At 53.9% G+C, this 12,911-nt stretch carries 10 protein-coding genes; 2 read left to right on the top strand and 8 right to left on the bottom strand.

The features are described from left to right. Window positions 1-33 precede the first annotated feature (33 nt). Entirely contained in the window at window positions 34-1,209 is a 1,176-nt protein-coding gene (locus R0137_RS11490; RefSeq protein ID WP_407326550.1) for a cation:proton antiporter, read from the top strand. A gap of 97 nt (window positions 1,210-1,306) precedes the next feature. Here R0137_RS11490 and R0137_RS11485 read toward each other — a convergent pair whose 3' ends face one another. Then, window positions 1,307-2,236, bottom strand: coding sequence for an electron transfer flavoprotein subunit alpha/FixB family protein (locus R0137_RS11485; RefSeq protein WP_407326549.1), 930 nt, complete (start codon window positions 2,234-2,236; stop codon window positions 1,307-1,309). Then, a complete protein-coding gene (locus tag R0137_RS11480; RefSeq protein WP_407326548.1) occupies window positions 2,236-2,985 on the bottom strand; it encodes an electron transfer flavoprotein subunit beta/FixA family protein in 750 nt (249 codons plus the stop codon). The genes R0137_RS11485 and R0137_RS11480 overlap by 1 nt, the downstream gene beginning before the upstream one ends. Window positions 2,986-3,381: 396 nt before the next feature. Here R0137_RS11480 and R0137_RS11475 point away from each other — a divergent pair, with 396 nt between their 5' ends. Then, on the top strand, window positions 3,382-5,031 hold the full coding sequence (locus tag R0137_RS11475; protein WP_407326547.1) for an electron transfer flavoprotein-ubiquinone oxidoreductase: 1,650 nt from the start codon (window positions 3,382-3,384) through the stop codon (window positions 5,029-5,031). 103 nt (window positions 5,032-5,134) lie between these two features. Here R0137_RS11475 and R0137_RS11470 read toward each other — a convergent pair whose 3' ends face one another. The 6 genes from R0137_RS11470 to clpP all read right to left on the bottom strand — a co-directional run bounded on the left by R0137_RS11470 (window position 5,135) and on the right by clpP (window position 12,888). Next, window positions 5,135-5,668 carry a DUF1285 domain-containing protein gene (locus R0137_RS11470; RefSeq protein WP_407326546.1) on the bottom strand — a complete coding sequence of 178 codons (534 nt, stop codon included), beginning with the start codon at window positions 5,666-5,668 and terminating at the stop codon, window positions 5,135-5,137. 10 nt (window positions 5,669-5,678) lie between these two features. Continuing rightward, window positions 5,679-7,547 (bottom strand): SurA N-terminal domain-containing protein, encoded by a 1,869-nt coding sequence (locus R0137_RS11465; protein WP_407326545.1) that lies wholly within the window; start codon window positions 7,545-7,547, stop codon window positions 5,679-5,681. Between the two features lie 156 nt (window positions 7,548-7,703). Next, window positions 7,704-7,979: an HU family DNA-binding protein gene (locus R0137_RS11460; protein WP_023659558.1), complete on the bottom strand. Its 276-nt coding sequence runs from the start codon at window positions 7,977-7,979 to the stop codon at window positions 7,704-7,706. Window positions 7,980-8,253: 274 nt separating this feature from the next. Then, window positions 8,254-10,668 carry an endopeptidase La gene (gene lon, locus R0137_RS11455; RefSeq protein ID WP_407326544.1) on the bottom strand — a complete coding sequence of 805 codons (2,415 nt, stop codon included), beginning with the start codon at window positions 10,666-10,668 and terminating at the stop codon, window positions 8,254-8,256. A gap of 185 nt (window positions 10,669-10,853) precedes the next feature. Continuing rightward, entirely contained in the window at window positions 10,854-12,140 is a 1,287-nt protein-coding gene (clpX, locus tag R0137_RS11450; protein ID WP_407326543.1) for an ATP-dependent Clp protease ATP-binding subunit ClpX, read from the bottom strand. A 106-nt stretch (window positions 12,141-12,246) separates the two neighbouring features. Further along, the gene (gene clpP, locus R0137_RS11445) at window positions 12,247-12,888 is read right to left on the bottom strand and encodes an ATP-dependent Clp endopeptidase proteolytic subunit ClpP (protein ID WP_407326542.1); all 642 of its coding nucleotides are present in this window, start codon (window positions 12,886-12,888) and stop codon (window positions 12,247-12,249) included. Between the last annotated feature and the right edge of the window lie 23 nt (window positions 12,889-12,911).

Genomic DNA, 12,911 nt, shown 5'->3' with positions numbered 1-12,911 from the left:
TACACTCCACTATCGCTCATCGCATAAGTTGTCATGGACCCTAGCTCCGTCACCTTTGCTTTTTTTCTGATTTTCACCGGTGCCGCCGCGTTGGCATCGGTAGCGCTGTACACACGACAACCACTGATAATCGCCTACATTGCCTTAGGTGCGCTTATCGGGCCGTCTGGATTCAGCCTGGTGACGGATCTGCAGCAGCTCTCCGACATCGGGCATATCGGAATTATATTTCTACTCTTTCTTTTGGGTCTCGACATGCAGCCTCAGGCGCTGTTTGCAACGATCCGTAAGTCAACGGTGGTAGGGCTTGTAAGTTCGGCGATCTTCTTTCTGACCTCCTGGATGCTCGCGAGCTTCTTTTTCAAGGAGCTCGGCGAGGCGATCATCGTAGCCGTGGCTATGATGTTCTCGTCGACGATCATTGGTATCAAACTATTACCGACGACGATTTTGCATCACAAACACATCGGCGAAATGATGATTGGCCTGCTTTTGTTGCAGGATTTGCTAGCGATCATCGTGCTGGTGCTGATCATCGCCAGTGGTAGCGCCGAGGAAGGAGACGCCGCCTGGCATATTGCGAAGGTTCTTATCGCCCTTCCCCTACTGGGTCTTGTCGCCTGGGCTGTGGTGCGTTACGTGCTTCTCAAACTGATCCAAAAATTTGATCGCTTCCACGAGTACATATTCCTACTGGCTATCGGCTGGTGTCTTGGCATGGCCGAGTCGGCTCAACTGCTGGGGCTATCAGCTGAAATTGGCGCTTTTGTCGCCGGTGTCAGCATCGCCACCAGCCCGATCTCTCAATACATAGCTGTCAACCTCAAACCGCTCAGGGATTTCTTCCTCATATTGTTCTTCTTCGCCGTGGGTGCACGTTTCGACCTAGCCATGCTCGAGCAAGTTTGGCTTCCGGCGGTATGTCTGGCGCTGCTCGTACTCACCATGAAGCCCATAACCTATAGAGTGTTGCTCAAAGGGATGAGCGAGCGCACGAGTCTTGCCTGGGACCTGGGCTTCCGTCTGGGGCAGGCTAGTGAGTTCTCACTCTTAATCGCTTATATCGCCTTCGACGCTGGACTCCTCGGGCTGCAAGCCTCGCTTACGGTTCAGGCGACAACAATCATCACCCTGCTGGTGTCCTCTTATATTGTCGTCCTTAACTACCCTACCCCCATAGCGATCAGCGATCGTCTGAGACGCGACTGACACGCGACTCATACACAACTCATACACTACTCATACACGACAAGCACAAAAAAGCCGGCTTTCGCCGGCTCTTGATCACGCGTTTCTGACGAGAAACCTAGATCTGTGCTTCCAACTCAGGCAGCGCCTCGAAGAGGTCTGCAACCAGTCCGTAGTCAGCAACCTGAAAAATCGGTGCGTCTTCGTCCTTGTTGATGGCAACGATCACCTTGGAATCCTTCATGCCAGCGAGGTGCTGAATGGCGCCCGAGATTCCCACAGCGATGTAAAGGTCTGGTGCGACGATCTTGCCCGTCTGGCCAACCTGCATATCGTTAGGAACGAAACCGGCATCCACCGCCGCGCGAGATGCGCCGATAGCGGCACCCAGCTTGTCGGCGATACCGTCCAGCAGCTGGAAGTTATCTCCATTCTGCATGCCACGACCACCCGATATCACGACGGAAGCCGCCGTCAGCTCCGGACGATCAGACTCGGCAATCTCCTGGCTTACGAAGCTAGAAATACCCGCATCGTGAGCAGCATCTACTGCTACCAGCTCTGCGCTACCGCCTTCGGCTGCAACGCCATCAAACGCGGTTGTGCGCACGGTGATAACTTTCTTCGCATCTGAGCTTTGCACGGTCGCAATGACATTGCCCGCGTAAATTGGACGCTTAAACGTATCGGGTGACTCAACACTGATGATGTCGCTGATTTGAGCGACGTCCAGCAGCGCTGCAACGCGAGGCATGATGTTCTTGCCGTTACTGGTCGAAGCCGCAAGAACGTTGTCGTACTCCGCTCCGACGTCGGCGATCAACAAGCTCAGATTCTCAGCAAGCTGCGTGGCATACGCGGCATTGTCAGCGCAAAGTACTTTGCGGATTCCCGCTACGGCCTGCGCTTGGGCAGCAGCACCACCGCAATCAGCCCCAGCTACAAGGATATCAACGTCAGCGCCCAGAGCCTGCGCCGCAGCAACGGCATTCAGAGTGGCTACATTAAGGCTGCTGTTGTCATGTTCTGCTACAACAAGAGTACTCATCAGATCACCTTCGCTTCATTTTTCAATTTGTCGACCAGTTGCTCAACAGACTCAACCTTGATACCTGCAGAACGCTCGGGTGGCGGCTCTACCTTCACCACGCTCAGATGGCTTGTGACCGCAACGCCGAGCTCGGCAGGCGTCAGTACATCAAGCTGCTTCTTCTTTGCCTTCATGATGTTGGGCAAAGATGCGTAGCGTGGCTCGTTAAGACGCAGATCCGTAGTAACAATAGCTGGAAGATTCAGACTGATGGTCTGCATGCCGCCATCAACTTCGCGGGTTACCGCGAGCTTTCCATCTTCGACCTTGATCTCGGAGGCGAACGTTCCCTGGGGCATACCCGCGAGCGCTCCCAGCATTTGTCCGGTCTGGTTGTTATCACCATCGATAGACTGCTTACCGAGAATCACGAGATCCGGGGCCTCTTTTTCCACAATCCCCTTGAGTAGCTTGGCAATCACCAGCGGCTCCGGGCTGCCTTCTACTTCAACCTGGATACCTCGATCGGCACCCAGCGCCAGCGCCGTGCGAATTTGCTCTTGGCAGCTCTTCTCGCCGACGGACACCGCAACGATCTCGGTCGCTGTACCAGCTTCCTTCAACCGCACTGCTTCCTCGACTGCAATCTCGCAGAACGGGTTAATGGACATCTTGACGTTGTTCAGATCGACGTCTGAACCGTCGGCCTTGGCGCGCACCTTGACGTTATAGTCGACGACACGCTTGACTGCGACGAGAACCTTCATACTCTCTCCCATGATGGGTTAATCGGGGTTTAGTGGCCGTTCGGGGTGCCAGAACGCAGCCCCTCGGAAAATCGGGGGCAAATGGTGCCGACATTGCCTTCTAAGGTCAATAGCGACCTTTAGCAGCGCCTCACCACTCTATGATAGCGGAATTTGCCGCGCCCCCCGAAGATCACCACGAGCATTCACCGCTCGGTCTTAACTTCATGTAAAAAGCTATCCCCTGTTCTACACCCCTTCGGCCTAGCACTTTGCGCAGCAATTAGCACGTTGCTTGGGTAGAAAAGTCTGTGGCGCTATCTGTGGCGCTATGGGTGCCCAAAACTTTATAATCACGCTGTTAACTTACCGACGCCCGGCTCCGGGCGCTTAATCAAAAGCTAGAGAGGTTACCCAGTGGAACGCGAAGCCATGGAATTCGATGTCGTTATTGTCGGCGCCGGTCCCTCAGGACTGTCAGCGGCTTGCCGAATCATGCAGCTGGCGCAGGAGAATGATCGTGAAATCAGCGTCTGCGTGGTAGAGAAGGGCTCTGAAGTTGGCGCGCACATTCTCTCTGGTGCCGTGCTCGAGCCCCATGCCCTCAACGAGCTGTTTCCTACTTGGGAAGAGATGGGTGCCCCACTAAAAACGAAAGTTACAGAAGACCACTTTTACTTTTATACCGGCGAAAAGTCTGCGACCAAGCTGCCGAACTTTGCCATCCCCAAGCCGACGCATAACGAAGGTAACTACATTGTGTCTATGGGCAACGTCTGTCGATGGCTCGCAGAGCAAGCGGAAAACCTTGGCGTCGAGGTCTATCCTGGGTTTGCTGCCTCAGAAGTACTTTACGGCGACGACGGAAGTGTAAAAGGCATCGCCACGGGCGACATGGGCATAAGCGCAGACGGTGAAGAGAAAGACAGCTACATGCGCGGCATGGAACTCCACGCAAAATACACGCTGTTTGCCGAAGGTTGCCGAGGTCATCTGGGCAAGCAAATCATCAGTAAGTTCGGCCTCGATGAAGGCAAGGACCCCCAGCACTACGGGATCGGTATTAAGGAGATTTGGGAGATTCCCGCGGACAAGCATCAACCCGGATTGGTGGTACACGGTCTGGGCTGGCCCCTGAAGGAAAGTGGTTCCAGTGGCGGCGCATTTCTTTATCACGCTGACGATAACCAGGTGTACATCGGCTTTATCACCGACCTCAACTACAGCAACCCTCATGTTTCTCCCTACGAGGAGTTCCAACGCTGGAAGCATCACCCAGAGACCTTGAAGTATCTCGAGGGCGGCTCACGCTTAAGCTATGGAGCGCGAGCAATCGCGAAAGGCGGCCTGAACTCTCTTCCACAGATGCAGTTCCCGGGCGGCCTGCTCATCGGCTGTGATGCAGGGACACTCAACTCTGTGAAAATTAAGGGCAACCACACAGCAATGAAAAGCGGGCTCATTGCAGCGGAAGCTGTGGTCGAGGCTTTAATCTCTGACGCGCCCCCGGCTCAGCTTGATAGCTTCGAAACCAAGGTACGGGATTCCTGGCTCTACAAAGAGCTTTACAGCACACGTAACTTCTCGGGCTACATGCATAAGTTTGGCTTTATGCTCGGTGCTGCCATGGTCTGGATCGACCAGAACATCTTCGCCGGCAAAGTCCCGTTCACATTGCACGACAGCAAGCCCGACTATGCAGCGCTTAAGCCAGCAGCGGAGTGTAAAAAGATCGATTATCCCAAGCCCGATAACGTCATCAGTTTTGATCGCCTCTCATCGGTGTTTTTGTCAAACACCAACCATGAAGAAGATCAGCCCTGTCACCTCACACTAGCAAACAGTAGCGTGCCCATTGAGTCTAATCTGCCGCTCTTCGACGAGCCTGCACAGCGCTACTGCCCTGCTGGCGTTTATGAGATTGTGGAGGATGAGCAAGGCAAGCGCTTCCAGATCAATGCCCAGAACTGTGTTCACTGCAAGACCTGTGACATCAAGGATCCGGCACAGAACATCACCTGGGTGACACCCGAAGGCTTTGGTGGGCCCAACTACCCCAACATGTAAGCCTTGGAGACGCTCTGTGGTGCGTCGCGCAGAGTGTCCATGGGGGATGCCCCACGGTTCAGCCCGGCAGTGCCATGATGGAACCTCAGAGGCTTTCAGAGCCCTAGCTGGTAGCGCCCAAGGAGACCTCTTCACCCGCGCTAATGATATAGGCTCGCTCCTCATCGACGAGAGCCGCGTCCAGAAGGCGATACCACGCCGCTCTGCTTATCTGCGCACTCAGGCCATTGGGAACTTCCAGGTAAGGTTCCCCATCGCTACCAGCGACATGAAGGCGATTGCCGCCGCCGACACGACAGCGTCCACCGGTGTTGAGTAGAACTTTCCAGATGCCGTCCGTGTGCTCGCAATCCACACCAACCAAGGCATGTCGTTCTACCTGTATCCGCCACTTCTCAGCGGGCGTTACAAGATAATAGTCGCCGTCGTCCTCTCGCCGCAAAAGCGAAGCGAATACACGCACAAGTCCTTCTCTGAGAATAGGTTCGCCGTTGTGGGTCCAGCTACCGTTTGTGAGAATACGGATGTCGATATCACCGCTTAATTCAGGAGACCAACGCGCGAGAGCAGCAGCATCCGGAAGACCCGCGGTGGCAGAAACAATAGAATCTACAAGGCTCTGTAACGAACTAGCCAATCGACAATACCTAGTAAACGACGACCTCAGCTCGCTCTCGCAGACTGCTCTCGTACTGCTGCTGGAGCGTGCCTCCCGTTTCGCCCGCGATGCGCTGTCGAAGGCCGCGCAATTCTTCCAGGGGGAGATCAGCAGGGTTGCCAGCACTCACTCGCGCCAATTCTACGAGGTAGGTGGCATCGGGATCCTCAGAAACTATCTCTCGCTGAGCGCTGCCTTCGCCCGGTGCGGCCATCGCGAATACACGCTCCCGAACAACGCCAGGAAGTGTCCTACTATCCCTTTGGGCTCCCAGTTCAACCTGCCACTGAAAGCCAGCTGCATTAGCGGCGTCTTCTACGCTGCCACCCTCTTCCAGCGCCGCCAAGAGCTCAAGCGCCTGCGCAGCGGCAGCGTCTTTGGCGCGACTTTCGCGCAACTGCGCCTCGATCTGTGCGCTAACTTCTGCCAACGGCATTTGCGCGGGAGGACGCCTCTCTGCGACACGAAGCAATACAAACTGCTCGGGACTCAATTCCACAACTTCACTATTGTGGCCGGCCTCAAGTACATCCTCGGAAAAAGCCGCCTGAATAAGGGCCGGGCGACTGAATAAGCCTTCTCTCTGGTTACGGGTAATCGCTTCCGAAGTTTCAACAGTCAACTCCAATGCTTCTGCCGGGTCTCTGAGATCCGCTGCGTTAAAAGCAATATCGCGAAGTCTTTCTACATCTGACAGAAGATCTGCAGAAGCGTCTCGATTGGCGATGCGGTCTTCTAGTTCAGCAGCCACTTCTTCAAAACTCACACTGCTGCCGTCTCGTCGATCCGTGACCAGAATAAGATGTGTACCCGCTTCGGTTTCGATAGGACCAGACTGCTCGCCCACGGCAAGAGTCGCTATCGCCTCTTCCATTGGCTCAGGGAAGGTATCTCCTGCCGTGTATCCCAAATCACCTTCGTACTGTGACGACCCGATATCATCGGAGAACTCGGCGGCGGCATCGGCAAAACTCATACCTCCGCTTAGCGCAGCCTGTGCTGCAGCGATACGCTCCGCTCTCTCATCGTCATCACCTTCCACCAGGATGTGCGACACCCGCGCTTCCGTTGCCAGCTCAAACTCATCACGAACAAGCTCGAACTCCTCACGGACTCGGGATTCATCAATGTCCTTTCGATAACGATCTAAAGTTAACTCAAGGTATTCGAGTACAAGACTCTCTTCGCTTTGAAAACGCTCTGCATTGTCCTCGTAGAAAGCCTGAATATCGGCGTCACTCACTTCGACGGACGCGATGAAATCGATCAACGGCAAAGTGATGTATCGTACATCTCGTCCTTCCGTCGCAATGGCGGACGCAAGCTCCAGTTCCGCGTCGGTAGCAAAGTCACTACCTGCTAAACCCGCGCGCAACTGTCCAATTTCGATGTCTTCGGAGAGACGTTCCCGAAACAATGCCTGCGTAAAGCCTGCGCTGGCCAAAGCACTTTGAAACATATCGGGGGAAAACTGCCCGTCAATTTGGAACTGCTGCATGGACCCTATAATGTCTGCGAGCGCCTGGTCCGACGTGTTCAAGCCCATATCACCCGCGGCCTGCTTAATAATCTCGCGCTGTATCAAGGTCTCCAGAGCCTGCTGGCTCAACAGTGCCTGATCCAGAAGTGCGGGATCTGCGTCCTCGCCGAGAATCGACAGCAACTGACGCTGCTGTACGGATAGCTCCTGCTGAAGAGCAAAGGGGGATATCTCCTCACCATTAACCTCGGCGACACCATTAGATCCACCGCTAAACAGCAGTGATTCAATTCCAAAGATAGAAAACGAGATAACAATCAGCCCGATAATAACTTTGGCGACTGTTCCCTGAGCATTTGCCCGGATGTCCTGCAGCATTGATCTATTACCCTAAGGTGATGGTGTACGGTCTTAACTTACTAGCCTTTACGCACAAGGCGCACCAGAGGTGCGCCTTGATTGAACTCCCGAAAACTCCGTTGACGACGTCGAGCTAACTTTGCTCGCCCGGCCCCCAAACGCAGGTGGGGGGTCTTACGAGTTAACGGCGTCCTTCAGGGCTTTACCAGCCTTGAATCCCGGTACGTTAGACGCTTTGATCTTGATTGTCTCACCCGTCTGGGGGTTGCGGCCATCTCTCGCTGCGCGGTGCTTTACAGAGAAGGTGCCAAAACCCACGAGTGATACTTGATCACCTTTTTTCAGAGTGTCCGTAATGCTGTCAACGACTGCATCAAGTGCACGACCTGCATCAGACTTGTTGATGTCGGCGGCAGACGCAATTGCGTCGATAAGGTCAGATTTGTTCACTAAGGTCCCCTTTTGAATTTTTTATCGCGAAAATCACGATGAATCTAAAATGTAAGTAGTAAATTTAAATATAGTAATTTTATGTTGGGTCGCGTTTTATCGCCATGAACTTCGAAACAGGTTTAAAACAACAGCAACCTTAACGCTGCGTACCATGGCTTATTCGATGACTTAAAAGCAGTGTTCCCAAGCCTGTAGAGACAAATCTCACAGCTGCGAGACTGTATACCAGCCCCCTCAGATGGGTCAACCAAAGCCGTGCTAAATCAAACTTTTAATGGGTGTTTATGCGATTTTGGTCGCCGTCGCGCCCCTGCTCCGTCTGAGAATCTTCAGTGCCCGCGAGATATTCCTCATCACTTAAGGGTACCGGTGGACTTTCCAATGCGATAGCTAGCACTTCATCAATCCACTTAACGGCGAGGATTTCCAGATCCTCTTTGATATTGTCAGGAACCTCCTGTAAATCGCGCTCGTTTTCCTTCGGGATAATGACCGTCTTTATGCCTCCCCGCCTCGCCGCCAGGAGCTTCTCTTTGAGACCACCGATAGGCAGAACCTCACCTCGAAGGGTGATTTCACCAGTCATCGCCACGTCAGCGCGCACGGGTATCTCCGTAGAGACAGACACCAGCGCGGTACACATTGCCACACCGGCACTGGGGCCATCTTTTGGTGTGGCGCCTTCAGGCACGTGAATATGCATGTCGTGACTATCATGATAGCTGGCTGGGATGCCCAACAATTGTGAGCGGCTGCGAACAACCGTGCTTGCTGCCTGAATAGACTCCTGCATCACATCGCCCAGAGAGCCCGTCTTCACGTACCGGCCTTTACCAGCGACTGCAGCAGTCTCGATAGTAAGCAACTCGCCACCCACGGAGGTCCAGGCCAAGCCAGTCACCTGGCCGATCTTGTTCTCTTCTTCGGCAACACCGTAGTTGTACTTGCGCACGCCCAGCAGCGTCGAGAGCATCTCTGGCGTCACCTTGTCACCGTACTCGCTCTCTTTAAGGGTGATGGCTTTAACCATCTTTCGGCAGATCTTCGCGATCTCGCGCTCAAGCGCTCGCACGCCCGCTTCCCGGGAGTAGTAACGAATCACATCGATTAATGCGTCCTCGCCAATGCTTAGCTCATCGTCCTTCAGTCCGTTGCGCTTTATCTGCTTGGGGATGAGGTAGCGTTGGGCGATGTTGAGCTTTTCGTCCTCTGTGTATCCGGGAAGACGGATAACTTCCATACGATCCAGAAGAGGCCCGGGAATGTTCATGGTGTTGGAGGTACACACAAACATGACATCGGACAGGTCGTAGTCCACTTCAAGGTAGTGATCGTTGAACTGATGGTTTTGTTCCGGATCGAGGACCTCTAATAGCGCCGACGCGGGGTCGCCACGATGATCCATGCCCATCTTGTCGATTTCATCGAGTAAAAACAGCGGATTACGCACGCCGGCCTTGGACATTTTCTGCAAAAGCTTACCGGGCATGGAGCCTATGTAGGTTCGACGGTGGCCACGAATTTCTGCCTCATCGCGAACCCCACCGAGCGCCATGCGTACAAACTTGCGATTCGTCGCACGGGCAATGGATTCTCCAAGAGAGGTTTTACCAACGCCGGGAGGGCCAACCAGACATAGCACAGGGCCTTTTACCTTGCGAACGCGTTTTTGCACCGCAAGATATTCCAGTATTCGCTCTTTGACTTCTTCCAGACCGTAATGGTCCGCGTCCAGAATATCCGTAGCGCGCTTAAGGTCATGCTTCACTTTGCTGCGCTTTGACCAGGGTACGCTTACCATCCAATCGATGTAACTACGTAGCACCGACGCCTCTGCGGACATGGGGGACATCATCTTTAACTTGCCAAGCTCCGTCAGCGTCTTTTCTTTCGCTTCGTCGGGCATTTTCGCGTCGGCAATTCGTTGCTCGAGTTCATCTGCCTCGTTAGGCGCTTCATCCATTTCCCCGAGTTCTTTCTGAATGGCCTTCATTTGTTCATTCAGGTAGTACTCGCGCTGGCTCTTTTCCATCTGCTTTTTGACGCGGCCACGGATGCGCTTCTCGACTTGAAATACATCAATCTCGGCCTCCATGAGGCCCATGAGATACTCCAGACGCCCCTTCACCGAGGAGATTTCGAGGATCTTTTGCTTCTGGTCGAGCTCGACACCCATATGGGCGGCAATGGTGTCTGCGAGCCGTCCCGGCTCATCAATGCCTGTGAGCGACGTCAGCACCTCGGCGGGCACTTTCTTGCTGAGGGTTACATACTTCTCGAAATTGGCCGAGGTCGTTCTTAACAGGCCCTCCGCTTCATCCTCGTCGGGCTCGTCGGCTTCAATCTCGCGAACACCGGCGACGGTGAACTCCCCATCGTCATTCACAAAATCAACGGCGGCCCGGAAGCCACCTTCAACCAACACCTTGATTGTCCCGTCAGGCAGCTTGAGAAGCTGCAGAATATTAGACACCGTACCCACCTGGTAGATGTCATCAGCTCGGGGATCGTCATCGGAGGCGTTGCGTTGGGCTACCAGAAGCACCTGCTTATCGTTCGCCATGGCGTGTTCGAGGGCTTCGATGGAGCGCTCTCGACCCACAAACAAGGGCAAGACCATGTGCGGGTACACCACAACATCGCGCAGGGGTAACAGAGGAAGTTCTAGTACGGGGTGCTCGCCCATTGTGTTCTCCAGATGCAGCCAGAAATCGGGTCAGGGAAAAGCGCAGCCAGCCAACGGCTGTTAAACACCCGACCCCTTAAGTAGTGGGGTCTAACACGCTAAATACAAGTCAATTGGGCATCGAAGGCGGACTTCAACTGAAGACGCGGTCCATTCGACGGACCCAAGGGCCCCGTGGGGCCTTGTTAGTCTTCGGGAACCGCCGCTCGTACCGGCTCGTTGTTCTGATAAACCAGTAGCGGCTCGGAATCACCGCGAATAACCGACTCATCAACGACGACCTTGGCGACATCTTCACGCGAAGGGATGCTGTACATGGTGTCCAGAAGAACACCTTCTAGTATGGAGCGTAGCCCGCGAGCACCAGTCTTACGCTCCATGGCCTTTTCTGCCACGGCACGGAGCCCATCTTCACGAAAATCAATCTCCACGTCTTCCATGTCGAAGAGCTTGCTGTACTGTTTGGTGAGCGAGTTGCGTGGCTCGGTGAGGATTTGCACCAATGCAGGCACGTCGAGCTCCTCAAGCGTAGCAATCACTGGCAATCGCCCTACAAACTCGGGGATGAGGCCGTACTGAACAAGATCTTCTGGCTCGAGGTCGAACAGCACCTCGCCCACGTTACGCTTCGCGTCCTTGCTGTGAACTTCGGCGCCAAAGCCAATACCGCCCTTTTCAGACCGGTCGCGAATCACTTTATCGAGGCCAGCAAACGCTCCACCACAGATAAACAAAATGCTTGAGGTATCGACCTGCAAGAACTCCTGCTGAGGATGCTTGCGTCCGCCCTGCGGAGGAACCGAAGCCACGGTCCCCTCTATAAGCTTGAGCAATGCCTGTTGTACGCCCTCGCCTGACACGTCTCGAGTGATAGACGGGTTATCAGACTTGCGCGAGATCTTGTCGATTTCGTCAATGTACACGATACCGACCTGGGCTTTCTCTACGTCGTAGTCGCATTTTTGCAGCAACTTTTGAATGATATTCTCAACGTCTTCACCCACATAACCCGCTTCAGTCAGCGTAGTTGCATCGGCAATAGTGAAGGGCACATCCAGAAGTCGCGCCAGCGTTTCAGCCAAGAGAGTTTTACCGGACCCCGTTGGGCCCACCAGCAAAATATTACTCTTACCCAACTCTACATCGTCGCCTTTTGAGCCGCCGTGACGAAGACGCTTGTAGTGATTGTAAACGGCTACGGAGAGCACTTTCTTGGCGCGCTGCTGGCCAATGACGTACTCGTCGAGAATAGCGTTGATTTCTACTGGTACCGGTAGCTTCTCGTCGGCGTCCTCAGCGGCGCTTTCCTGAACTTCTTCGCGAATGATGTCGTTGCAAAGATCGACGCACTCGTCGCAAATAAATACGGAAGGACCCGCGATCAGCTTACGAACTTCGTGCTGGCTCTTGCCGCAGAAGGAGCAATATAGAAGCTTGCCACCGTCATCTGTTCCGGATGAATCTTTACTCATTGGCTTACTTCGCCTCCCACGATACTGCCACCTGTTTTAGGTTGATGTTTTTCGCTTCCTAATGCAAGTAGAAGGGCAATATCAGCGTTACAAAACAGGTTTTGAATCACTCGCTGCTGCCAGCGCTCCGAGCAGTCACAACCTCATCTACCAAGCCATACTCTTTACTTTGCTCGGCATCCATGAAGCGATCACGCTCGGTATCGCGCTCGATCACCTCAAGAGGCTGCCCGGTGTGCTCAGCCATGAGTCGATTCAGCCGCTCTCGGATAATCAAAATTTCCTTCGCCTGGATATCGATATCCGTCGCTTGACCCTGAGCACCACCGCTAGGTTGATGGATCATGGTTCGCGCATTCGGCAAGCAGTAACGCTTACCTTTAGTGCCACCAGAAAGCAGAAACGCTCCCATGGATGCAGCCTGACCCAGGCACATAGTACTGATGTCGGGCTTAATAAACTGCATGGTGTCGTAAATAGACAAGCCCGCTGTGACCGACCCGCCCGGAGAATTGATATATAGGTGGATATCTTTATCTGGATTTTCCGACTCGAGAAACAGGAGCTGAGCGACGATCAGGTTTGCCATGTGATCTTCCACCTGGCCTACGACAAACACCACACGCTCTTTTAAGAGGCGTGAGTAAATGTCGTAGGAACGCTCACCTCGGGAAGTCTGCTCAACCACCATGGGTACGAGACCCAGTGCTTGAACTGAGGGTGACATACCGTCGATCTGATTTGACATGCTTTGTTGGCTCCTAAGCTTCT

The organism is Congregibacter brevis, assembly GCF_045689245.1.
Classification (GTDB): domain Bacteria; phylum Pseudomonadota; class Gammaproteobacteria; order Pseudomonadales; family Halieaceae; genus Congregibacter; species Congregibacter brevis.
This window is presented reverse-complemented; position numbering and strand designations above follow the sequence as displayed.

What these genes read in the sequence shown, in the direction of transcription:
- clpP (WP_407326542.1), bottom strand. Translation starts at nt 12,888, where the DNA reads ATGTCAAATCAGATCGACGGTATGTCACCCTCAGTTCAAGCACTGGGT.
- clpX (WP_407326543.1), bottom strand. Translation starts at nt 12,140, where the DNA reads ATGAGTAAAGATTCATCCGGAACAGATGACGGTGGCAAGCTTCTATAT.
- R0137_RS11465 (WP_407326545.1), bottom strand. Translation starts at nt 7,547, where the DNA reads ATGCTGCAGGACATCCGGGCAAATGCTCAGGGAACAGTCGCCAAAGTT.
- R0137_RS11480 (WP_407326548.1), bottom strand. Translation starts at nt 2,985, where the DNA reads ATGAAGGTTCTCGTCGCAGTCAAGCGTGTCGTCGACTATAACGTCAAG.
- lon (WP_407326544.1), bottom strand. Translation starts at nt 10,668, where the DNA reads ATGGGCGAGCACCCCGTACTAGAACTTCCTCTGTTACCCCTGCGCGAT.
- R0137_RS11490 (WP_407326550.1), top strand. Translation starts at nt 34, where the DNA reads ATGGACCCTAGCTCCGTCACCTTTGCTTTTTTTCTGATTTTCACCGGT.
- R0137_RS11485 (WP_407326549.1), bottom strand. Translation starts at nt 2,236, where the DNA reads ATGAGTACTCTTGTTGTAGCAGAACATGACAACAGCAGCCTTAATGTA.